Source organism: Pseudomonas sp. A34-9 (assembly GCF_029543085.1).
In the GTDB taxonomy this organism is placed as follows: domain Bacteria; phylum Pseudomonadota; class Gammaproteobacteria; order Pseudomonadales; family Pseudomonadaceae; genus Aquipseudomonas.
Window position 1 is genome coordinate 2,865,375 of the sequence record NZ_CP119967.1, and the last position, 22,820, is coordinate 2,888,194.

At 55.8% G+C, this 22,820-nt stretch carries 22 protein-coding genes; 13 read left to right on the forward strand and 9 right to left on the reverse strand.

What is annotated here, in order from left to right:
- Positions 1-34: 34 nt before the first annotated feature.
- Positions 35-475, forward strand: coding sequence for a carboxymuconolactone decarboxylase family protein (locus P3G59_RS12840; protein WP_277761837.1), 441 nt, complete (start codon positions 35-37; stop codon positions 473-475).
- Positions 476-575: 100 nt separating this feature from the next.
- Here the strand turns inward: P3G59_RS12840 and P3G59_RS12845 are convergent, their stop codons facing one another.
- Positions 576-890, reverse strand: coding sequence for a hypothetical protein (locus P3G59_RS12845; protein ID WP_277761838.1), 315 nt, complete (start codon positions 888-890; stop codon positions 576-578).
- Positions 891-1,097: 207 nt separating this feature from the next.
- Here P3G59_RS12845 and P3G59_RS12850 point away from each other — a divergent pair, with 207 nt between their 5' ends.
- Genes P3G59_RS12850 through P3G59_RS12860 form a run of 3 tightly spaced genes read left to right on the forward strand, consistent with a single transcriptional unit; the run spans position 1,098 to position 3,281 of the window.
- Positions 1,098-1,763 (forward strand): secretin and TonB N-terminal domain-containing protein, encoded by a 666-nt coding sequence (locus tag P3G59_RS12850; RefSeq protein WP_277762144.1) that lies wholly within the window; start codon positions 1,098-1,100, stop codon positions 1,761-1,763.
- Positions 1,760-2,311 (forward strand): RNA polymerase sigma factor, encoded by a 552-nt coding sequence (locus P3G59_RS12855; RefSeq protein WP_007913935.1) that lies wholly within the window; start codon positions 1,760-1,762, stop codon positions 2,309-2,311. Before P3G59_RS12850 ends, P3G59_RS12855 begins: the two co-directional genes overlap by 4 nt.
- Positions 2,312-2,342: 31 nt before the next feature.
- Entirely contained in the window at positions 2,343-3,281 is a 939-nt protein-coding gene (locus P3G59_RS12860) for a DUF4880 domain-containing protein (protein WP_277761839.1), read from the forward strand.
- Positions 3,282-4,092: 811 nt separating this feature from the next.
- On the opposite strand, the gene P3G59_RS12865 is transcribed toward P3G59_RS12860, so the two are convergent.
- Together P3G59_RS12865 and gspH are read right to left on the reverse strand one after the other, a co-directional pair.
- Positions 4,093-4,701 carry a prepilin-type N-terminal cleavage/methylation domain-containing protein gene (locus P3G59_RS12865; RefSeq protein WP_277761840.1) on the reverse strand — a complete coding sequence of 203 codons (609 nt, stop codon included), beginning with the start codon at positions 4,699-4,701 and terminating at the stop codon, positions 4,093-4,095.
- Complete coding sequence (gene gspH / locus P3G59_RS12870) at positions 4,698-5,144, reverse strand: type II secretion system minor pseudopilin GspH (protein ID WP_008087980.1); 447 nt, start codon at positions 5,142-5,144, stop codon at positions 4,698-4,700. Before gspH ends, P3G59_RS12865 begins: the two co-directional genes overlap by 4 nt.
- A gap of 120 nt (positions 5,145-5,264) precedes the next feature.
- Between gspH and P3G59_RS12875 the strand changes: the two genes are divergently transcribed.
- Complete coding sequence (locus P3G59_RS12875; RefSeq protein ID WP_277761841.1) at positions 5,265-5,696, forward strand: type II secretion system protein N; 432 nt, start codon at positions 5,265-5,267, stop codon at positions 5,694-5,696.
- Between the two features lie 429 nt (positions 5,697-6,125).
- A complete protein-coding gene (locus tag P3G59_RS12880; protein WP_277761842.1) occupies positions 6,126-9,077 on the forward strand; it encodes a KAP family NTPase in 2,952 nt (983 codons plus the stop codon).
- A gap of 88 nt (positions 9,078-9,165) precedes the next feature.
- Here the strand turns inward: P3G59_RS12880 and P3G59_RS12885 are convergent, their stop codons facing one another.
- Complete coding sequence (locus P3G59_RS12885; RefSeq protein ID WP_277761843.1) at positions 9,166-10,872, reverse strand: DUF6119 family protein; 1,707 nt, start codon at positions 10,870-10,872, stop codon at positions 9,166-9,168.
- Positions 10,873-11,442: 570 nt separating this feature from the next.
- Here P3G59_RS12885 and P3G59_RS12890 point away from each other — a divergent pair.
- The gene (locus P3G59_RS12890; RefSeq protein ID WP_277761844.1) at positions 11,443-11,802 is read left to right on the forward strand and encodes a hypothetical protein; all 360 of its coding nucleotides are present in this window, start codon (positions 11,443-11,445) and stop codon (positions 11,800-11,802) included.
- A 157-nt stretch (positions 11,803-11,959) separates the two neighbouring features.
- Here the strand turns inward: P3G59_RS12890 and P3G59_RS12895 are convergent, their stop codons facing one another.
- Together P3G59_RS12895 and P3G59_RS12900 are read right to left on the reverse strand one after the other, a co-directional pair.
- Positions 11,960-12,349 (reverse strand): hypothetical protein, encoded by a 390-nt coding sequence (locus P3G59_RS12895; protein WP_277761845.1) that lies wholly within the window; start codon positions 12,347-12,349, stop codon positions 11,960-11,962.
- A 342-nt stretch (positions 12,350-12,691) separates the two neighbouring features.
- Positions 12,692-13,174, reverse strand: a complete 483-nt coding sequence (locus P3G59_RS12900; protein ID WP_277761846.1) for a GNAT family N-acetyltransferase — start codon at positions 13,172-13,174, stop codon at positions 12,692-12,694.
- A 542-nt stretch (positions 13,175-13,716) separates the two neighbouring features.
- On the opposite strand from P3G59_RS12900, the gene P3G59_RS12905 reads away from it, so the two are divergent.
- Positions 13,717-14,076, forward strand: a complete 360-nt coding sequence (locus tag P3G59_RS12905) for a hypothetical protein (RefSeq protein ID WP_277761847.1) — start codon at positions 13,717-13,719, stop codon at positions 14,074-14,076.
- Between the two features lie 270 nt (positions 14,077-14,346).
- On the opposite strand, the gene P3G59_RS12910 is transcribed toward P3G59_RS12905, so the two are convergent.
- From P3G59_RS12910 to gspI, 3 genes are all read right to left on the reverse strand, one after another.
- The gene (locus tag P3G59_RS12910; RefSeq protein WP_277761848.1) at positions 14,347-14,916 is read right to left on the reverse strand and encodes a LemA family protein; all 570 of its coding nucleotides are present in this window, start codon (positions 14,914-14,916) and stop codon (positions 14,347-14,349) included.
- Positions 14,917-14,919: 3 nt separating this feature from the next.
- Complete coding sequence (locus P3G59_RS12915) at positions 14,920-15,978, reverse strand: hypothetical protein (protein WP_277761849.1); 1,059 nt, start codon at positions 15,976-15,978, stop codon at positions 14,920-14,922.
- 779 nt (positions 15,979-16,757) lie between these two features.
- The gene (gene gspI / locus P3G59_RS12920) at positions 16,758-17,144 is read right to left on the reverse strand and encodes a type II secretion system minor pseudopilin GspI (protein WP_277761850.1); all 387 of its coding nucleotides are present in this window, start codon (positions 17,142-17,144) and stop codon (positions 16,758-16,760) included.
- 183 nt (positions 17,145-17,327) lie between these two features.
- Between gspI and gspG the strand changes: the two genes are divergently transcribed.
- The 5 genes from gspG to gspD are packed head-to-tail and all read left to right on the forward strand — an operon-like array spanning position 17,328 to position 22,797.
- Positions 17,328-17,750 (forward strand): type II secretion system major pseudopilin GspG, encoded by a 423-nt coding sequence (gene gspG, locus P3G59_RS12925; RefSeq protein WP_171057322.1) that lies wholly within the window; start codon positions 17,328-17,330, stop codon positions 17,748-17,750.
- Positions 17,751-17,758: 8 nt separating this feature from the next.
- The gene (gene gspK, locus P3G59_RS12930) at positions 17,759-18,718 is read left to right on the forward strand and encodes a type II secretion system minor pseudopilin GspK (protein ID WP_277761851.1); all 960 of its coding nucleotides are present in this window, start codon (positions 17,759-17,761) and stop codon (positions 18,716-18,718) included.
- On the forward strand, positions 18,715-19,893 hold the full coding sequence (gspL, locus tag P3G59_RS12935) for a type II secretion system protein GspL (RefSeq protein WP_277761852.1): 1,179 nt from the start codon (positions 18,715-18,717) through the stop codon (positions 19,891-19,893). Before gspK ends, gspL begins: the two co-directional genes overlap by 4 nt.
- Positions 19,886-20,434 carry a type II secretion system protein GspM gene (gene gspM / locus P3G59_RS12940; RefSeq protein WP_277761853.1) on the forward strand — a complete coding sequence of 183 codons (549 nt, stop codon included), beginning with the start codon at positions 19,886-19,888 and terminating at the stop codon, positions 20,432-20,434. The genes gspL and gspM overlap by 8 nt, the downstream gene beginning before the upstream one ends.
- A complete protein-coding gene (gspD, locus tag P3G59_RS12945; protein ID WP_277761854.1) occupies positions 20,431-22,797 on the forward strand; it encodes a type II secretion system secretin GspD in 2,367 nt (788 codons plus the stop codon). Before gspM ends, gspD begins: the two co-directional genes overlap by 4 nt.
- Positions 22,798-22,820 lie beyond the last annotated feature (23 nt).

The following is a 22,820-nucleotide window of genomic DNA, read 5'->3' on the forward strand; positions in this document are numbered from 1 at the left end:
GTGAAGTCATTATTCCGTCTACCGAGACTAGCCCATGTCCCCGCGCCTGGATTACTACAACGCTTCGCCCAAGGCGATGAAAGCGATGATTGCCATGGAGGCGCTGACCAGCAACCTCAGTATCGAGCAGCCGATACTGCAACTGATCCGCATCCGCGCGTCACAGCTCAACGGCTGCGCGTTCTGCACCGACATGCATTCGGTGGATGCGCGGCGGGCCGGGGAGAGTGATCGGCGCTTGTATGCGATTGCGGTGTGGCGCGACAGCAACTTCTTCAACCCGCGCGAACGTGCGGCGCTGGCCTGGGCGGAGGCGGTGACGTTGTTGGCGGACAGTCATGTGCCGGACGAGGTGTATCAGCAGGCGCGCGAGCAATTCAACGAAGGCGAAATGGTCGACCTGACCATGGCCGTGACTACCATCAACAGCTGGAATCGTTTGGCCGTGAGTTTCCGCCAAACGCCTAGCGATTGAAGATCAAAAGATCGCAGCCTTCGGCAGCTCCTACATGGGATTTTGATCGTTTCCCTGTAGGAGCTGCCGAAGGCTGCGATCTTTTGATTTTGACGTTGCCCTAATTCGCCGGCCGTTGCGGTTTTACCGACGTGCCAAAGGTATTGCCCATCCGCGTGCTGGTCGCGGCCGGCGTCGCTAGGCCAACCTGATTCGGCGGTCGTTTGTTCACCGGCACATTCAGTGCTTCCTGATTCTTCTCCGCCGCCACTACGCCTTCCGGGTTGTTGCCCATCTGCTGGCTCAAGCAGTCGTAATTCGGCGCCTTGTAACCGCCGACCGTCACTTCCACACAGCCCAACGGCTGCTCGGCATAAGCGCTCGACAGCGCCATCAACAACAGCCCGCCAAGGCTCAAACGCCACAGTGTATTCATGCTCGCCTCCTGGCCGGCCCGGAGGGGCCGCTCTATGCAACAAGTCTAGTGCAAGCCAAGCGCAATTCCCGTGATGGTTTTTTTGCACCGCCCGTCACACCAGATTCATAAACAGCCCTCAGGATGACGATTTCCAAGGATTCGTCAGCCGTGCAGCGAGGCAATTCCACGGACGGTTTTCAGCGTTCAACGAGGCTTGTGCGCCGGATGTGTCTGGGGTGGCTGCTTGGCTGTGCGGCGAGCCACGCCATGGCTGACGCAGTACCGGCTGACCTGCGCATGACGCTGCACATTCCGGCACAGGATCTGGCCCGCGCGCTGGATCAGTACAGCCACGCCACCGGCGTTGCGGTGCTGGTCGACAGTCAGTTGAGTCGCGGTCGACGTTCGCTCGCGGTGGATGGTGAATACACCGCCGCCGATGCCCTGCGTCGATTGCTCGGCGGCAGTGGTTTGATGGCGCGGTATGCCCGGGACGATGCGTTTACGTTGCAAGTGGCGCAGGTCGAAGACGTGCCGGCGCCGCCACAAAAACAGACGCCCGAGAGCGTAGCGGTCAACCGCAATTACGCCACGGCAGTGCAAGCGGCGATCGAGCGCAATCTGTGCCGTTCGCCGCTGACCCGTCCGGGCAGTTATCGCGCGGTGTTGCAGGTGTGGGTCGGCCGCGACGGCGTGGTGCAGCACAACCGGTTGGTCACTTCGACCGGTGATGTACGGCGCGACAACGCGCTGGTGGAAAGTTTTCGCAATCTCAGGATCGACCGACCGACGCCCAGCGCCTTGCGTCAGCCGGTCACGTTGCTGTTGTTACCGGAGTCGTCAGGGAAACGCATGGAATGCACCAAATGGGAAGGAGTTTCCGGGGGATGAAAGACACCGGACAAGGTTCGATGGTCCAACTGTTCCTGACGTCCTACGAGGACTTTCGGGTGCGCCTGCGCAGGCGTCTCGGTTCGGAAGATCTGGCCAACGACGTGCTGCACGAAACCTACCTGCGGGTCGACCGCATGGAGACGCCGCCGAACGTCCTGCGGCCGAATGCCTACCTCTATCGCATGGCCCTGAACATCGCCGCCGATCGCCGCCAGGCCGACGCGCGCCTGCTCACCGGCGAGGAAGTCGAAGAGCTGCTGCAAATCGGTGACGAAGCGCTGGACCCGGCGCGGGTAGTGGGCGGGCAAAAGGAAATCCAGTCGTTGCTCAGCGCCCTCTACGAACTGCCCGCACGCCGTCGCAAGATCTTCATTGCGGCGCGTCTGGAAGAGGCGCCGCACCTGGAGATTTCCCAGCGTTTCGGCATTTCCACGCGCATGGTCGAGAAGGAAATCAAAGCCGCATTGGGCTTCTGCGCCGCGAAACTGGAAAGAAAAGTGTTTCAGCGGTTCGGTCGCGGGGCCGGAAAACCGTCTTCTGAATAGTGCCCGATCAATTCGTTGAGAATCTGCGCGTTTGAACATCTTTCGACTGACACCTGCCGAGCCATCGGCGGCCGACAATCTGCACAGCGAAGCCCGCGACTGGCTGGTCCTGCTGACCTCCGGCCGCGCCACCGTGGCCGACGCCCGTGCCTTGCGCGAATGGTGCGCGCAGAGCGCCGAGCATGCGCAGGCTTTCGAGCAGGCCAAGGTGTTGTGGCACAACCTGCAACCCGCCGCCGAAGAATTGCAGGCACCGCGTGGGTTTGGTCGTCGTGCCTTTCTGGGTGGGGCGATTGCCGCATCGGCGGCGTTTCTGCTGGTGCGCGGGACGATTCCCGGTGGCTTCGAAGGGCTGGGTGCGGACTTCATCACTGAAGTCGGCCAGCAGCGGCGTTTCGAACCGGCGCAGGGGGTTAGCCTGGAGTTGAACACGCAGACGCGGATCAATCAGCGTGCAGTGTCTGACGGTGTGCAGGGTTTTGAGTTGGTCAGTGGTGAAGTTGAAGTGCAGACCGCGCGTTTGCCGCTGGCGATGCAGGCTGGGGGAGGGTGGTTGCGTGCGAGTCAGGGGCGTTTCAACTTGCGTAATACCGATCAGCAAGTCTGTGTGACCTGTCTCGATGGCGCGGTTGAAGTGGATGTTGAAGGGGGTAGCCTGCGCCTGGAACCGGGGCAGCAGGTGACTTACGACGCGGGGCAGGTTGGCAGTGTGCAGAGTGTCGATACGGCGGCGGTGATGAACTGGCGGCAGCAAGTATTGGTGTTTAACGGCGCTACGCTGAGCCAGATGATTGATGAGATCAATCGGTATCGGCCTGGGATGTTGTTGCTGCTTAATCGTGAGCTTGGGCAGCGGCGGGTGCAGGCGCGGTTCAACCTCTACCAACTTGCTGGCGTTGCACTGCTGATTCGTGATGCCTACGGGGTCAAATGCACCGAGCTGCCGGGTGGTGTTGTAGTTCTGAGCTAGTGGGTTTGATCGAGTACATATCCGTTGCTGCGGTAACGGCTGCTTAGGGTTCCGCCCTGACGGCGGGTCACCTTTTCCAAACGCCGAAAAGGTAACCCAAAAGGCTTGCTCCTACGTGCGGCCCGCTCGCTGAGGCTCGGGGTTCCTTCGCTACGGGATCCATCCGGGTGCATCGCCTACGGTTTGCTTCGCTGCACCTCCTCTCGATGCATTTGGCTGCGCCAAACGGTCGCTGCGCTCCCACCCCCGGATGAACCCCTCCACTCAGCCTTCCGACGTCGCCCGTGGATCAAGATCAAAAGCGGCAGCCGAGCTAACGCTCATCCTTTGAGTGGTGCGGCATTCGCCGCGTGCGGGTGGTACATATCACCCCTGTAGGAGCTGCCGAAGGCTGCGATCTTTTGATCTTGCTGTTGCTTTTGTGTGGGAGCGAGCCTGCTTGCGAAGGCGGCCTGCCAGCCGACCACTCTCTTGCTGATGTACCCGATCCAACTGTAGGAGCGAGCCTGCTCGCGATGACGACCTAACAGCCAACCAATCCCCAATTGACTCCACCCAATCCCACTGTGGGAGCGAGCTTGCTCGCGAAAGCGGCCCTCCAGCTAACCAATCCCTAGCAGACTGCATACGATCCAACTGTAGGAGTGAGCCTGCTCGCGATGCCGGCCTAACAGCCAACCAACCTCCAACTGACTACCCCAATACCAATGTAGGAGCTGCCGAAGGCTGCGATCTTTTGATCTTCAAAATCAAAGTCAAAAGATCGCAGCCTTCGGCAGCTCCTACAGGGATATCCGCATCACAGCCAGTGTCACTCCAACGGCCCAATCACCTGCCGATACTTCTCCACCCCCTGCGCCGTCCCCCGACTCAACCGAATCTCCAACCCCAACGGATCCTCCCGCCGATTCCCACTCAACTGCCGCCACCCCTTATCCACCTCCCAAACCCGCACCTGCACATCACTGACATCGCTCAAAACAGCAACCCCATTCCCAGGCGCCGGCAACGGATACCGACTCCGCGCCTCAGCCACCGCCCGATACAACGTGTCGCCCTTGACCCACCACCGCACCCGCTGCAAAGCCCCCGGCTGATCCGCCGCCGTGCGAATGATTTCCAGCCGAAACCCCTGACTGTCGCTACTACGCACAGTAATCGCGGGCGGGGCAGTGGGTGGCTCATCATCCACCCCAACCTTCTTCGGCTCGGTCAACTCAATCCCTGCCCGCATCTCCACATCCCGCTGCAACTGATTCAACGCCCGCAACAAACCGTCACTCTGCTCACTGCTCGCCTGCAAATGACTGTCCGCCCGCGTCACACTGTCCAGCCCCCGCCAGGCAATCAAACTCACCACCGCCATCAACAAAATCGCGACCATCACCTCAATCAGCGTAAACCCTTGCTGGCGCTTCATTGCAGGCTGATCCTTCCACTGCCATCACGCAGCACACTCAAGCGATTCAACCCATCCGACAACGTCAATTGCAGCGGCGGATTGATCCACTCAGCGTTCAGCACAACCCTCTGTTTCGGCTCCACCCGCACCTCCATCTTCGGACTCTGCCAGGCACGCGGCCGCAACTGCGGATCCTGCGCAAAATGATCAAACCCCTTGCCACTGTCACTGCGCCGACTAAACCGAAAACCCTTGGCATCACTCACCCACACAATCGGCCGACCATCCGCGCGCGCCTCCGCCTGCGCCACCTGCAGCAACTGCGCCACACGCTCGGCATCCTTGCGCAGCAACTGCAACGGATCAGGCTTGATACTCAGGCTGATCGCCGCACTGGCAATGCCGATGATCACCAGCACCACCATCAACTCGATCAGCGTAAAACCCTGTTGCCTGTTCATCGCGCGCGCGCTCCTTTGCGTCCTGCGCCATCGTGCACGGCCAACATGTAAGGCGTGTGAAATAAAACGGAGAGAATTGCCGCGTAGGCTGACAGCAGGGATAAAAAGGAGATTCAACCCATGACCTTCACCGCACGCGTTTCCCCACCCCAAATGGTCCAGGCCCTCGCGCTGCTCGCCGCGCTGGTCGGCGTGGCGACGTGGTCGTCGCTGCTGCTGACCTCCGCCGAATCACACACCCCGGCAGCGGCCCCGCAGTTGTTGGCGGCGCGCAGTGATAGCCCGGCGTTGCAGTGGTTTTCCAATCAAACGGCGCCGATGGACATCAAGGTGAGCGGGGTGATGGCGGGGAGTCGGGGGGCGGTGGCGATACTGAGCCTGAACGATGGGCCGCCGAGGAGTTTTTTGCAGGGGGAGAAAGTTGGGCCTGGGGTGAAGTTGGTGGCAGTGGAGGGGGATGGGGTGGTGATTGAGCAGGGTGGGGAGAGGGTGCGGTTGGGGGTGGAGAAATTAGCGGAGGGGGTGGTGTTGCCTAGGTTGGTGAGGCCGTGATCTGCAAGTTGAAGCTGGATGTTTTTTCCCTTTGATCGGATGTCAGCTAAAAGTGTTTCTGCAAAAGAAGAGAACGAATAAGCAAGGGATGTTCGTGGTTGCCTTCGGTAAAAAACTGCCCTTCACATACGGCCAGGTTTCGGTTTGTGGCAGACACTCGAATATCAACTAACCTTTCGTCAACGAGTCGTACTGGCGACGAGCTATATATCCCTTGCGTAGGGGGGGGGCTTTTTTGATTTATGTTTGGGGCTGAATTTATTGTTTGTAGATGATGTTCTTGATCATGTTTTTGAGCTCCAGTTTTCTGATGGGGCAGTGTGAAAATGTGTTGTTGATGTTGGTAGAGCAGTGTTTAGAAATAATCAGTTCTGTTAGTTAATTGTTGTCTTAAGAAATAGAGTTTTGGTCGTGCAATAGGGGGAGTAAATGGCAAATGTAAAGCCAATGATGAAAATGCCTGAGTTTCTGGTCTTTGTAAGAGCGCTCGTTGTAGGGTTTATTGGTGCAGAAGTATGGAGAGTTGCATCCTATCTTGGTGAAAACTTTGCTCCGCTGTTGCAGGATGTCGCCTTTGTTGTACAGTTGCATATTGTTTTAATCGTGCTAGTGCTTTGTTTTGCATACGCTTTAACGCGAGGGGCATTTCTCGAGTCTGCAAAAGTAGTTCGTAGCTTTCGAGTCGATTTGTTGATAGCAGTTGGTGTCGGCATATGGGTCAACGAACTCATTTCCCCATTGCTGGTAAAGTTTCATATGATATTAAACGCTGTGGATCCATATTGGACACCAGCATTGCTTATCCTACTCTGTACGGTGCTGATGTCGCCCTTGGTACAGCAGTACTGGCCTAGAACTAAGAAAACAATTCCGCAACTTTATTTTATTGCTGATGAGGAAATATTTGACAAAAGCGAGGACGTGCTTTTAAGCGAAACTCAGGCCAAGTCGTTCGCTGAAACGGTGCTCGCAAGTGGTGCCCACGCCGGACTTGTTTTCGGAGTAGATGGCCCATGGGGAGTCGGCAAGACAAGCTTTCTGAACCTCGCAGAGCGACATTGGGAAAATGCTGAAGACAGGGCAATTGTTGTTCGTTTTGAACCTCTTCGTTACGCCTCAGAGCCAGATCTTGCAGAGCGCTTGATAAGGGATTTATCAGCTGCAATCCAGCGTGAGGTATTCGCCCCTGAATTTCGACCTGCCGCTTCCCGGTACTCGCGACTAATAAAGGGCAAAGCAGATATTTCCTTTCTCGGTTTTAAGTTGTCGCTGGAGCCGTCTCAGGAAACCGTAGATGAGCTCCTGGATGATGTTGATGAGGTTCTCAGGCGTATTGATCGTCGGGTGATAATTGTCATTGATGATCTTGATCGTCTAGACGCAAAAACCATAAATTCAGTTCTATTTGCAACGCGACGTACCTTTAAGTTGTCGCAGGCGACTTACGTGCTTTGTTATGATACGGAGATACTTGCTGGTAATCATGAAGAGGATTCAAGAGCTCGCGAGTTTCTAGAGAAATTCGTAACGGTGAAGATTAGTTTATTTGTCGATAGTTCCGGAATTCGGGACTTCTTACTAAGGGACTGGCAGCGTGAGGCTAATCAACTGGGTTCGATCCCTTCTGATACGATGGTAAAGTTGGGGGCAATATTGATTGAATTGGCAAGCATACTTAATGGCAATCTTGCCGCTAGCTATCTCCCTCTTGTTGGAAATCTTCGGAAAATAAAACGTTTCGTTAACGCCATGCTACTCATGCAGCTCGAACGCAGTGATTTAGCTCGGACAGACTTTAATAAACGTGATCTTATTAATCTTATACTTTTACATTTGAGTTATCCTGGGTTGTTCAGGCGTATTTACGCTGAGGAAACGGAGGGGCGGTCAGGGTCTTTCTCGCTTTGTCGTCTCTATGGGCAGTCTGACTACAGTAACTCAGCTGAGTTTTCAAAAGAGCTGGATGGACAACCGGAACCTGCTAAGTTTTTATTAAAACAACTTTTTGATGTGGAGACACTCAATCTCCCCGCTCGTAGAGATGTAGAAGAGGCGGTGTTGGCGACGCGTGCTTGCTTCAATCATGAATCTTTCAGAAATCTAGAGAGCTACCTGAAGCTCATCGTGAGATTCGCCACACCAGAACCTCAGAAGACATATGTTCTGTATCATAATGCGGTTGAGCAGGTTCGCAAGGGTGAAGCAATAGATTCAGTTCTTATGTCCCAGCACTTTCAGCTAGAGCAGGGGCAGCACTCACATGATCAATTCTGGCGAATATTTGTAAATAGAGCTTATGACGTCACCCCGGCTGTCGCAGAGGATGCATTTAATACTCTTGTCGGCTACTTGCCTAGATACTCTACAGTTGGATACAAAGATATAGGTTTACGGCAAAGATCTATTTATTCTTTGATTAGGCTTTTAGACCGTGCGGGTTGGGGGCAGACAGTTGGAAAGAGGACAGACAATTCACCGGAAAACATCGTTGAAATTGCATGGCGAATTTTTGGCGAGCACACTTACGTGGGTAAGGGCTTGTTGCAGCAACTTGTTGGGGCCGGTCGTGGGGTTTTAGGATGGAATGACTTGATGTTGTTCCGGCTTCAGTGCTGCGCTGATCGGCAGGGGCAGGTATATAATCTTCACTCAGCTCTAATAATAAATCAGGATCCAAGTGCGCCTACAAACGGTTCTGTGGAGAAACTTACACTAATGGGCATGAGAAAACTCTCTCAAGAAGTTTTTGCTCTATTTAAAGCCGATTACATTGATGCAAAAGTAAATTTTTTCAAAGCAGTCGACATTACTCCCTCTGAGGATTTTCTCGGTGAAGCTAAATCTATTGTTGATGTGGCTACCTCCACAGGCGAAGAATCACTCAGTAGAAGGGTTTTGTCGGCGCGTTGCGATTTGAAGTCGTTTGTAATCTACCAACTTATTAATTCAGCGCTTCCGCACGGGAAGGGGGTAGGGTGCGGTTATTACGATATGGTCGGCAAAAAGGATACTGCGGACATTGCAAGTTTGATGAATAAATATGTATTTGAATTTTGCTTCAATCCGGATGTTGACGAAGATAACATTTTTCATTTTGTCGATTACTGCTTGGCTAACTTGAGTAGTTCTTTCTTCACTGGTTCGGATGAAGCGGGTTATGTTGCTACGAAAGGAGGACTCTTAGCTGGGTTTGATCCAAAAGAAATGCGCCAATACTGGCTCCAGTATCGAGATATAATCCGTAAAAAAGTTAAAGAGGTCGAAAGTCGATCTGTATTCACATCCGCCTACACTGCCTCCTATAAAGAGGACTTGGATGGAGTTTTTTCTGTGTTGGACGAGTTTGCCGAAGAGCCTGTGGTCGAGGATGTAGTCAAATAACTCAGTCAAATGTTTAATACAGTTGTATTGGCTTGTTTGAGGGGATGTTGAGATCCTTCAGGAACGGATCTGTTTCCTGAGAAATTAATCAGTCCCCTTTGGTTGTTTTTTGAAGAATGGTGTAGCGGAACAATAAACGCATAGCCTTACAGATTTTAATGTTTGCATGTGCACTGGTTTTATCAAGAAAACAGGTAAGTTCACTTATTATGCTTAGAAATATATATCCTCGGTGTGAGGCCAAAGCTTCTAACCATTTTTTGCCACGACTCGACGGCAAGCAGAAATTGTATCGAATTAACTCAGTAATTCTCTGGATCTCGTTTTCAAACACAAACCAGATTACTGCTGCGTCGAACTCTTGATCAAAATCAATTGCGCCTCGCTTGATGAGTTCAACGGCGTCGCGTGACTGTTCAATATTGTAAATTAGCTCGGGGCTAGTTTCCGATATCTTGACTGATATGATCTCCCTATCCTTAAAAAGGTCGGCTACCTCTATACGGTATTTCTTCTTACCTCTCTCCAACGACTGTAGTTGTGTGAGTTGTCGATCTAGAAGCGTATATCCTTGCTCTGCACATTGTTTTTTATTGAAGTAAGATTCGCGATAAATGAGCTTGTCATCGACAGGTTCCTCGGCATCGATCTTACGTTGTTTTTCATCGCGCCAATGTATGTAGTCTGCTTCATCGAGTGGTTCCATTAAAACGGTATCGATCGTATCTAGCGAGTGCTTTAAGTAATCCATGAACGTCTGGTTGAATTTATACCAATCACCATTCCTTAAAAAATAGTGATAGCCGTCGTAAGCAATCGGTAAGTCGAGTATTTCTTTTAGGTCCTGTGTGAATACCCCGTGATCACCGCTTTTAAACTGGACGCTCACAGAGTTGATGTCGTCAATGTCCTCATGTTCCATGAGGAAATCGCTGATTTTATCAACTGTCAGAGAGTTACCGATATGTTTGCGGTGCACTCCTGCTTCACCGGACTTCTTAGCAGAGAGACGATAGTCGTAATCATGGAAGCTAAAGCAAATAGCGACGCCATACACTTGAAATTCGTCAATTTGAACATCGCCCTGTCGATTTTTTAGGGACGTGAACAGTAGTTCATCAAGTTCGTCACGCAACTCATCGGCAACAGCTTCCAGCTTTGGAAGGCGGATAATTTCTTCACCTCTCAGACCGGCCTCTATACGATCAAATATTTCTGAAAGATCAAGTGGATTGCGATCCATATCCATCTGGATTGAGTCAGCAAAAATGATGTTACGCTCACCCCACAACTCTTTGTCCGATGCTCTGAGTTTTAGATGATCGACCGACTCTCCGGGCTCATAGCCATTGGGGTGGAATCGTTGGTAGGAGGATACGTCCTGTCTTTTAGTCCCCGTAAAGTAGCGACTTTTTTTAAGCAAGATCGTGTTTTCATCCGCCATACGCACGGCTAGATCGATTCCGAAATCGTACTGAATTAACTTGGACAGATAAAAATGAGCTTTTCCTAGGCTCACCGCGTAGATTTGTTCTGGTTTTTCAATGTGGTGACTCAGCAGCATCCCAAAATGGAAGGTATTGGTCGGTTTCACGACATCGTCATTGAAAAAATCCTTGTAAGTATCCCACCACCAAATGTCATTTCCCTTCACCTTCTCGGAGAAATAGAAAGTCATCGAATAGCCATTTGAGATGTGGGTTTTCTGCTGGTGAAGCCCAACGCCGGCTATTTTTTCTACTAGCTGAGCGAGCTTGGAGTGCTTGACCTTATAGATATTGTAGGTGTTATTCATGGCAAGTCCCTTTGGGCGCTGGGCGCGAACACAGTCAAAATCCCATCCCGCAAAACCCGCGCAACTCGATCCGGGACAGTTTGGTCGGCTTTGTCGATTGGTTACAAAATCGCATCGCTTTAGCATAGACATGGATGGCTTTTTTTTCCGCCATTGACCCGGTGTTACCTGAACTTCACTCGTCGATGTAGGGATGTGACGCAATGAGGTCTCGATAAACGCCTGTGTTTAAAAAGACATCTCCAGACACTCTCCCAGGCTACACATCCTTGCGCCTTTGCCTACAGCTACGCCAGAATCCGCCGGCTTGTGCGCTTTTGGGTCGGATTCTATTGTGGTCCGGTCGCTGACGAATCAGCGATCGGGTTTGGTAGCCCGGCTTAGACTTGGCGCATAGCGTCGCCCGATACAGGCCTTTTTGGGGCTGTGTATTTATGGTGGCCATGCGCAGGGCGTCTTCGGGCGCGCCGGTTCTCCAAGTCACCGGTCTACCAACCTTCGTATGGCCACCACCCCTTCGTTTGGTAGCGAAAGATGATGGCTCCTTTTCTATGATTTGGAGATTCACTCATGATCAAGCCAACACCCAACCCGCCCGAAACCGCCTCGGTTTCCCCCTACGAATCCATCGATTCCAGAAAACTCCACGAAGCCGCCGACCGCGCGCTCGACCATTACCTCTGCCCGCCCGGCTCCACGCCGCCCCCACGTAAAACCCGCGGGATGTATGCCGTGACCGCGGACAACAAAAACGAAGAGCTGCTGATAGATGCCAGTGAAACACTTGCTTCGGCTCAAACCATTGCGCAGAACGTTGCCAGTCTGTTGCCGGCGTCGCAGCGTCGGGCGTTGTTGGGGATTGCGCAGTTGATCATGCTCGGGGAGTTGGCGGTGAACCGGGTGTTGGATAATTTGCAATTGCCGGGTTGATGCGGGTGCCGGGATCACCTGCTGATTGATCGGGTGTTCATTCTGGCGCCTTCGCGAGCAGGCTCGCTCCCACAGGGTTTTATGCTGATTGCAGGTGTTGTGTGCGACGCTGAAACCTGTGGGAGCAGTCGATTATTACCGCGTAGTCTTCGGGTGGTTATTGGGGCGCCTCGGGACATTCGCGGGTCCATCGCGTCACGGTCATGTCATTGAATTTCTCACCGATGGTATCGACGCGTAGGCAAGTTCCTTTCTTCGCGTAGTAGAAGATGCAACGCGAGCTATCAAACGAGCAGGTATCCAGTTCGAAGAACTCGTGTGCAGCCAGCTCCTTCTCTACGCCGCTGTATTCATAGCCGTCGTTGGTATGCATCCGCGTCGGGTTCCATCCTTGTTTGACTAGCTTGGACTTTGCCGCAGCCAAACGCTCACCGATGGCTATGCCTGCTGGCCCGCGCTTTTCGTTTAGCGCCTGTGAGCCATCGGCAAACGCTGCACTGATACCCATGCAATAAAGTGCGACAAATACGAGGGTTGAAGCCTTCATTTGACAGTTCCTATAGCCAATCTTTAGCTCGACAAAAACTCCGGACATTGGGTGTTCATTCTGGCGCATTCGCGAGCAGGCTCGCTCCCACAGGGTTTTGTGTTGGTCAGGAATGTTGTGTCCGGCGCTGAAACCTTTGGGAACTGGGCCTGAGATATTTGTGTGGGAGCTGCCGGAGGCTCGGGCCACGATCGGACGATCTTTTGATTTTGATTTGAAAAACAAGGTCAAAAGATCGCAGCCTTCGGCAGCTCCTACATGAGGAAAAAGGGACGAATTTATTTTTGAACAATAGATCCGTCCCTTTGAATGTTCCTGACGGGGCACCGTATCAAGATCTGCCTAGTCGCCCAAATCAACGGCATTACCGCTAGCCCGGACATAGTAATTATCGAATTCACCGCTTTCGACGAACACGAAGCCATGGCGAGTGTAAAAACGATTTGAAGCGCTTTCCTTGAGAGCCCCCACCTTGATGGGACGCCCGATCTCATCAGCCTCTCTGAAAACCCGAGTAAGAACTTCAGAGCCGATTCCTGCTCCTTGAGCACTGGGTATCACATACAAGTGGTCAAGCAGAAGCTCGCTCTGATGGTCTTTGATTACGACAAAACCGACCAGATCACCTGATACTTCTATGCGGCGTGTGCTGTTAGCGTCGAACCCGCCAAGAAATCGTTCGCGCGCACGATCCGGGTCAAATCGTCCAAGCCGTTCAAGGCTTTCGCGCATGGCCTCAATCCTGATGGCTACCAGATCTTCCAGGTCGTTATTGGAAGCTGCACATAAAACGACAGTGGAGTTTTGATCAGCGGAGGCTGGCATAACAAGCACCCTAAACATGGCCGGTCAGTGATTATAGAGAACAGAATCCGCATAACCACTACGGCCTCGGTTCAATGGAGGCGATGGCGCCATATCAGCTTCAGGGGGATGTGTTAGCCGGACGCTTACGTCTGTTGGGGAAAGGGGACGGATCTGTCGTGGGATCCGAGACGCAATGAGAATTCCGATAAACGCCAATGTTTAAGAAGACATCTCCAGACACTCTCTCAGGCTACATATCCTTGCGCCTTTGCCTACAGCTACGCCAGAATCCGCCGGCTTGTGCGCCTTGGGGGCGGGTTCTATTGTGGTGCGGTCGCTGACGAATCAGTGATCGGATTTGACCGTCCGCCCAATATCAAGGCGCGCCAGCGTTCTGCACGTGTTCAGGCATTGTCTGAAATCATGTCGCGGTGGCTGTGCGTGGGACACCTTCGGGTGTGCCGGATTCCTTGATGTCCGGTCGGTCAACCCGCGTACAGCTGCCACCCTGTTTGTTTGACCGCGAACAGTGGCGGCTCCAGTCATCAAGGAGCTTCACCATGATCAAACCAACACCCAACCCGCCCGAATCCAACTGCACGTCCCCCTACGAATCCATCGATTCCAGAAAACTCCACGAAGCCGCCGACCGCGCGCTCGACCATTATCTCTGTCCGCCCGGGTCCACGCCGCCGCCACGTAAAAAACGTGGGATGTATGCCGTGACTGCGGACAACAAAAACGAAGAATTGCTGATTGATGCCAGTGAAACGCTTGCTTCGGCTCAAACCATTGCGCAGAACGTCGCCAGTCTGTTGCCGGCGTCGCAGCGTCGGGCGTTGTTGGGGATTGCGCAGTTGATCATGCTCGGGGAGTTGGCGGTGAATCGGGCGCTGGATAATTTGCAATTGCCGGGGTGATGTAGGTGTCGGGATCACCCGGTGATTGATCGGGTGTTCATTCTGGCGCTTTCGCGAGCAAGCTCGCTCCCACAGGGTTTTGTGTTAATTGCAGAAGTTGTGTTTGGCGGTGAGATCTGTGGGAGCGGGTCGGTTACTTTCCAGCAACGTTTTCATTTGGTTTGTTGCTACTTTCGGCATTGCGCCTGGAAAAATCAGCGGCGGATCTATTCAAGAAGGCAGGTGATCGACCACCACCCTCACGGGTGATGGTTCGATGCTTAACGCAGGTTAGATATTCGGGGTGTAAGAGAAACTCTGCGAAGCTTCGGTATCGGTGAATGGCGTAACACGCGGTTTCTTGTTGAACAGGCCATTGACGACCGAGCCTGGGAACATTTCGATGGAGTTGTTGAACAGTTCGACGTTGCGGTTGTAGATGGTGATGGCCGCGCCGACGTTTTCTTGTTGTTCGGCAATCTCGCGCATCGTGTTGTTCGCCACTTCGGATGCTTTCAGGTCAGGGTAGGCCTCGAAGGTAACGCGCAAGCCGCCCATCAGCTCCCGTGAGGCGGTTTCTACTGTGGAGAGGGCATTGCCGTCCGCGCCAGCAGGCAGGCTGTGGATCGCGCTGCGCAGGCCGGCAATTTTTTCGAGGAGGCTGGACTCGAAGACCATGAAGTCTGCGAGTACTTTTTGCAGCTGATCGAGCACTTTTGTCTTCTGGCGTTCGTAAACGAGGACGTCCGACCAGGCACGTTGTACGCGGTTGTGTCCCCCGATGATGCCGTTGTAGATGCTGAAGCCCGCGATGATCATGACGACAGCGATAACAATGGCGAGGGTGAGTGTGATGTCCATGTCTTACTTCTCTTGGCGGCTTGTTAGGGGAGAGGAGGCGAAGTTGTCATCGTGCAGTTCACTGAGTGCATGGCTCCATTGGAGCGCAGACATCAGGCGCGGCAGTGCGACACCCGCAGCAATTTCTTCGTAGAACTCGTTGGGTGAGGACAGCGAGTATTGGGTACCGAATGTGAGTAAGTCGCTGGTCGTGAAGCTGAGGCAGAGCTTTCCACTGTCGGCGAACTCCAGGTTCGGAACCTTGAGTAGGTTGAATACCTTCATCAAGTGCAGCACCGTCGAAGGTTTGATGAACTTCGCACAGGTCATCTCGCTGCGCCCGGTCAAACAGAACGCTTTATTAAAATCCGGAGACGCCGTGTCCATGGAGCTCGGATAGTCGTTCTGCGAGTGTCCATCAGATCTGACCGATATTCCGGTGACCCATGGAAAGTCGATGACCAGACTGTAGCGATCGTAGTGGTCATACACCACTCGAGTCTCTGTTTTGGTGCCTCCCTTGCCGTCGTCAACAGTGGTTTTGACTGTTCGTTTGTCGACGTAGTGCAGCCGGTGATACTCGTAAGGGAGTTTGTGCAGCGGGCCGGCAAACACACCCCGCATCGACTGGACCAACTGGCGGCTGTAGTTGCCTCGCGTGTAATCAGCAAATTGCGCCTCCAGCTTGTTGAGGGTATAGCGCGGGTCTTCTTCCAGGCTGGTCAATCCGTTGTGGAAGTAGGATGACAGGCGAGCGATTTTGCTACTGAGCGAAGGCAAACGATCAGATTTGGATTTCATCCATACCAGACTCCCACCGGTAGAAACGATGCCGAGCACACCAAGGACCACGGCGAACAAGTCGGGGTCAATTTGCAGACGGTAAAAAAAAGAAGCGACGGTATAGGTGTTCGCATACCCAGGAAAGGCCACAGCGCTCGCGATCAATAGCAGGCCCGCGCCGAAAAAACACCATGCGCGTGTGAAACTGAATTTGAGCGAGCCATTGTACAAGGCGAACTCATGGATCACGTTCAATAGGTCGGCGTTGGATTCAGCCCTGTCAATATTGGCTTCGCTCACAGTCAGCAACTCATTCAGTCGCGCGTTCTGCGATGTGTTGGGCCTGTAGACGTCCATCAACGAGAGCACGGGAGAAGACTCACGACAGCATAGGGCGGCTCGAAGCAAGCGGGTCGAAGGTTTGCTGATTCAATTGGATGAGCGGGTGATTCAGGGATGCCGGGTGCGGGAGCGATGGCCCAGATTGTGGATTTGGTTCTATTCATAATCTGTCAGAAATTTGGAAAAGGAGGGGACGATACCATTGTCATGCAATGATGGCTTCTGGCCGGTCTGAGTTTCTGGAAATGATTCTCCTGGGATGGGGGGGCAAAAGCGACCCTCACCCCAGCCCTCTCCCGGAGGGAGAGGGGGCCGACCGAGGTGTCTTGCGGGGTGCATCGACCTGGAAGATCTTGGCGATTATGGTTTTGGTGATTCTTGGGGACGCGAGTACAAGCGACCCTGATCCCAGCTTTCTTCCGGAGGGAGAGGGGGCTGACCGAGTTGTCTTGCGGGGTGCATCGACCTGGAAGATCTTGGCGATTATGGTTTTGGTGATTCTGTGACCTTGCGAGTAGAAGCGACCCTCACCCCAGCCCTCTCCCGGAGGGGGAGGGGGCCGACCGAGGTGTCTTGCGGGGTACATCGACCTGGAAGATCTTGGCGATTATGGCTTTGATGAAGGGCATTCGATTTGGCTTTTGTGAGCTTGGCAATTGTGGATTCAATGAATGGCTTTCAAGTCGGTGTAGCTCGCGAATATCCCCGAATCGGTTCCCTCTACCTCTGGGAGAGGGCTAGGGTGAGGGGCTTTCCGTTCGGGACAACAAAGTCTCAAGCCTGGCCAACGGCGGCGCATCCTGGTTGCGGTCGAATACCTGGATACCGATTTTTAGCAATCGACCATTCTCTGCCGCTGCGATCACCTGTTCGCAGCGCAGCACTAGCCGCCCCTGATCACATTCCTGAGCTTTCATCCCCATCGGCAACTTCCCTTCCAGCCGCAACTCCGCCATCCGACTCTGCGCCGCAATCATCGCCACCGAGCGATCCCTTAAAACCCCGCTGCTCTGCGTCATCAACCCCGCCACGCGCACAGCCGCCGACATCGCCACGGCAATAATCGCCAGCGCCACCAGCACTTCAATCAATGTGAAACCCTGTTCCCGCAAACGCGCACGCATAAACGGCCCAAACCCAAAACCCAGCCCTCGACGCTAACCCGCGTCCTTGACCGCTTGACGACGAAAACACCCGAGGATTTTCAACATCACTGACATATCTTCTTGCAACACTGCGCGTCGAATCGAATCAAGCCAGGGAATGTCGAGATGGATATCGCACCTTTCAAATCGCTTCAGCAACCGATGCGCACGCCGCGTGGGCAGCAGGGTTTTACCCTGATCGAGATCATGGTGGTCGTGGTGATTCTGGGGATTCTGGCGGCGATGGTGGTGCCGAAAGTGCTCGACCGGCCGGATCAGGCGCGGGCGACGGCGGCGAAGCAGGATATTGGTGGGTTGATGCAGGCGTTGAAGTTGTATCGCCTCGATCACGGCACTTACCCGAGCATGAACCAGGGCCTGAAGGTGCTGGTGGAGCGGCCGGCGGATGCGAAGAACAGCAATTGGCGTTCGTACCTGGAGCGTTTGCCGAACGATCCGTGGGGGCGTCCTTATCAGTACCTCAACCCCGGCGCGAATGGCGAGATCGACATCTTTTCCCTCGGTGCCGACGGTCAGCCGGACGGCGACGGCGTGAATGCCGATATCGGTTCCTGGCAGTTGTAAGGCCGGCCATGAACAGCCGCTCGCCTGAGGGGGCGAAGCAACAGGGCATGGCGATTATCAGCGCGTTGTTGATTGCGGCCGTGGTGGCGGTGATTGCGGCGGGCATGTTGACGCGCCAGAGCGTGTCGACACGTGCGTTGGAGGCGGATCAGCAGCGTGTGCAGGGGCGTTGGGTGGTGCAGGGCGGGTTGGAGATCAGCCGTCAATTGCTCTGGGATGCACGTCAGCGCGATCCGTTGACCCGGCTCGATCAGCCATGGGCGCAGCGTCTCTCCGCGCAAGGTTTTGAGGGGCGACTGGAGGATGAGCAGGGCAAGTTCAACCTGCGCAATCTGGTGGCCAATGAGCGGGTCGATGAGGCGCAGGTGGCGGCGTTTCAGCGCTTGTGCGAGTTGGTCGGGGTCAGTGCCGGGTTGAGTCAGCGCATCAGTCAGCGGGTGATCGCGTCCTACCCGCGACTGCTGAATCCGCAGATTGCCGAGACGCCGAAAAGCGGTTTCGACAGTGGTCGCGCGACCTCGCCCAACGCTTCACGCAAACCGCAGAATCCGACGTTGCCAATGCTGCGCAGCATTGATGATTTGCGCAGTGTCGACGGCGTTAATGAGGCGCTGATCGGCAAACTGGCGCCGTACCTGACGGTGATCCCCGCGACGACTTGGCTCAATGGCAACACCGCCACCGCGCCGGTGTTGGCGGCTTATGTGCCGGGGCTGTCGCTGGAGCGTGCCAATGCGCTGATCGCCGAGCGCGATGCCGGGCGCTGGTTTATCAATCGTGGCGATTTCGTTAACCGCTTGCGCATGCCGCAACTGGAGCTGACCAGCGTCAAGGTTGGCATCACCAGTGACTGGTTTCGCCTGCGCGGCGAGGCGCGGCGCGATCAGCGGCGTGTCAGTCTTGAGGCGTTGTTGCATCGCAGCCAGGACCGCTTGCCGCAAGTGATCTGGTCGCGGGTGGGCGTATGAGCCAGTTGAAAGTGGCGTTGCCGCCCTTGGCGGAACTGGATCTGCACAGTGAATTGCACTGCGCCTGGCTGGATCGTCAGGGCCAGGTCACGCGGGAAGAACGCCACACTCTGAGCCAGTTGAGCCAGCAATCGAAACTGCCGCCGCTGGTGTGTTTTCTGCATCCGGCTGACAGCCTGTTGGCGAGTCTCGATTTGCCGCCGTTGCCTGCCAACAAGATTGTCGCGGCGGTGCAGTGTGCGGCGCAGGCGTTGATGCTGGGTGACAGCAGCGAGATGCACATCGCGCACAGCGCGCGGGACGAGGCCGGGCAGGTGCAGATCGCCTGGGCGCCTCGACAACAGTTGTTAGGTTTTGGCCAGTTGCTGAAAAGCGCTGGGCTGAACCTGCGCGGTCTCTATCCGGCGCCGTTCAGTTTGCCGGTGCTGCCCGGCACTGTCGCTTGCGTGCAGGACGGGCATTTATTGCTGCGCGACAGCGTGCAAATAGCGCGGGTGCAGCCGTTGTTCGATGACGGTTTCGACGGTGTTGTGTGGGAACCGGGCGTCACTTTGCACTGGATCGGTGATCAACCTCCGCCGGGCGCTGAACTGCCGATGGCCGATGCGCAGCGCTGGACCGGGCCGCTACCCGGTTGGGGACTGCATGGCGCAGTCCAGCAACAAAAAACCGAGCATCGCGGCTGGGGCAGGGCGATCGCCCTGTCAGCGTTGGCTGTGGCCGTTTGGGTCATTGGTTTGAACCTGTATGCCGCCCGCGAAGCCGGGCAGGGCCAGCAGCTGAAAACCCAAATGAATTTGCGGGTGAAGCAGGCCTTTCCCGAGTTGCCGGTAATCCTTAATCCGTTGCAACAGGCCCGTCAGCAATTGGCGGCGCGGCAGAAGGGTGCGGCAGATGATCCGGCGCAAACCTTCAGTCGTCTGGTGTTGCAGGCGGGCAGCGGGATGCCGTCGATGGCCGGCAGTGTCGAGCGGCTGACATTTGTCGACGGTACCTTGCAACTGAGTCTGCTCAGTGAAGCCCGTCGTGGCGGCAATGATCAGGACTGGCAAAGCACTTTGGCCCAGGCCGGTATCAGCGTGACGGCAGATGACGAGGGCTGGACCTTGCGTCCGGCCACTGAAGCCACCCCAGGCGAGAGCGATGACAGCGGCGGAGCAGATGAAGATGAATAAGGCCTCGCTCGCGCTGTACCGCGCCAAGTGGCAGCGCTTTAACGCTCAGGTGCAGGCGCGCTGGCAGCCGTTGGCCCTGCGCGAAAAACGCATGGTCGGCGGCATGGCCATTGCGCTGCTCGGCCTGCTGCTGTGGGTCGCGCTGATCCAGCCGCCGCTGAAGAAAATCGCTTATTGGCAGGCCGAGACGCCAAAGCTGCGCGCCCAGACTGAAGCGCTGGAAGTGCTGCTGCGCGAAGTCAGCGTGCGCCCGGACGGGCAAAGCGTGGCGCAGTCGCTGGAGCAGACCCTGCAGGCCAGCGGCCTCGCCGGGCACTATCAATTGCAGGCCGGGGAGGCGGGCGCCTGGCAGTTGACCTTCGACGCCGCACCCGCCGACGCCGTGCTCGACTGGCTGTTGAGCAACCCGGCACAACTTTCTCTGCAAGTGGTCGAGGCGCGTTTGCAACGCGCAGACAACCCCTCGACCGAAGTCACTGCCGGCACTTTGTCAGGCACCGTTCGCATGGATCAGGCGCTGGGCGCTAAGGAAGCTTCATGAAGGGGTCAGGATCCAAACCGGCACGTCTGGCGTTGCCGATGTTGCTGATGGCGTTGAGCGCGTGCAGCAACACCACCACACCGCAGAATCAGCCGCCGTTGCTGGTCGACAGTGAGCTGGGCCGGCCGCTGGCCAACACCCAGCGCAGCGGCGACGCGGTGCTCGACCGCGAGCGTGCACAGGCGCAGGCGCGACCCGTGCCGAAGCAATTGCACAACATCAGCAAGAGCGCGCGCAGCGGGACGGCGGCATCGGGCATTGCCTTGCCGAGCAATCCTTTGGGCGAGCAACCGGTGACGCTGAATTTTGTCGACGCCGATATTCAAGCGGTGGTGCGGGCGTTGTCGCGTTCGACCGGGCAGCAGTTTCTGGTCGACCCTCGGGTCAAGGGCACGTTGACGCTGGTTTCCGAAGGTCAGGTGCCGGCGCGGCAGGCTTACGACATGCTGCTGGCGGCGTTGCGCATGCAGGGTTTCAGTGTGGTCGATGTCGGTGGTGTGGCGCAGGTGGTGCCGGAGGCGGATGCGAAGTTGCTCGGCGGGCCGATTTACAGCGCTGATAAACCGGCGGGCAACGGCATGCTCACCCGTACGTTTCGCCTGCAATACGAGAACGCGGTGAACCTGATTCCGGTGCTGCGGCCGATTGTTTCGCCGAACAATCCGATCAACGCCTATCCGGGCAATAACACCATCGTCATCACCGATTACGCCGAGAACCTGACCCGCGTTGCGCAGTTGATTGCGAGCATTGATTCGCCGAGTGCGATTGACACCGATGTGGTGCAGATCCAGAACGGTATTGCCGCCGACATTGCGCCGATGGTGGCGGATCTGCTCGATGCGCCGGGCAATGATCCGACGCAGAAAATCGCAGTGATCGGTGATCCGCGGTCCAACACCATCATCATTCGCGCTGGCAGCCCGGAGCGCACGGAGTTGGCGCGCAACCTGATCTACAAACTCGATAACGCGCAGAGCAATCCGAGCAACTTGCACGTGGTTTATCTGCGCAACGCGCAAGCGGCGAAACTGGCGCAGGCCTTGCGCGGTTTGCTCACGGGCGAGAGCGACAGCGGCACCAGTGACAGTGCGCGTTCGGTGCTCAGTGCCATGGGGGCCAGCACTGGCGGCAACGCTGGGCAGACTGGCCAGAGCGGTACGCAATCCAGCGGCACGACATCGACCACCAACAGCAGCGGAAGTACCGGCGGCAGTTACGCCCAAGGCAGTGGCGGCACCAGTAGCGGCGGTAATCAGGCCAGCGAACAGAACGTCGCCTTCAGTGCCGGCGGTGTGACCATCCAGGCCGACGCCACCACCAACACCTTGCTGATTTCCGCGCCGGAGCCGTTGTACCGCAACCTGCGCGAGGTGATCGATCTGCTCGACCAACGCCGCGCACAAGTGGTGATTGAAAGCCTGATTGTCGAAGTCGGCGAGGACGATGCCAGTGAGTTCGGTGTGCAGTGGCAGACCGGCAATCTCGGCGGTAAAGGCGTGATCGGCGGTGCGAATCTGGGTGGTTCGGGGATCAACACCAACGGCAAAACCAGCATCGATGTGCTGCCGCAGGGTCTGAACCTGGGGTACGTCAGCGGCACCGTCGATATCCCCGGGATTGGCAAGATTCTGGATTTGAAAGTGCTGGCCCGCGCCTTGAAGAGCAAGGGCGGCACCAACGTGCTGTCAACGCCGAACCTGCTGACGCTGGACAACGAAGCCGCGAGTATTTTTGTTGGCCAGACCATTCCGTTTGTCAGCGGTAGCTACGTCACCGGCGGTGGCGGTACCAGCAACAACCCGTTCCAGACCGTGACCCGTGAAGAGGTCGGTTTGAAGCTCAATGTGCGCCCGCAGATTTCCGAGGGTGGCACGGTGAAGCTCGATATCTATCAGGAAGTCAGCAGCATTGATGAACGTGCTTCGGCCAGTGCCAATTCTGCGGGGATTGTCACCAACAAACGCGCCATCGACACCAGCATCCTGCTCGATGACGGCCAGATCATGGTGCTCGGCGGCTTGCTCCAGGACGGTTACAGCCAGAGCAATGACGCGGTGCCATGGCTGGGGAGTATTCCGGGGATCGGCGCGCTGTTTCGCAACGAACGCCGGGCGATCACCAAGACCAACCTGATGGTGTTCCTGCGCCCGTACATCATTCGCGACAGCGAGGCGGGGCGCAGCATCACGCTCAATCGCTACGACTTCATGCGCCGGGCGCAGGGTGGTTTGCAGCCGGAACGCAGCTGGGCGATGCCGGACATGCAGGCACCGCAGTTGCCGACGGCGGCGCAGGGTGTGCCGGCGGTTTTACCTGGGTCGGGTCCGCGCGCGACTATCAAAGCGGTACCGATCCAATGACTCCGCCATCGCCGCTTGATCTG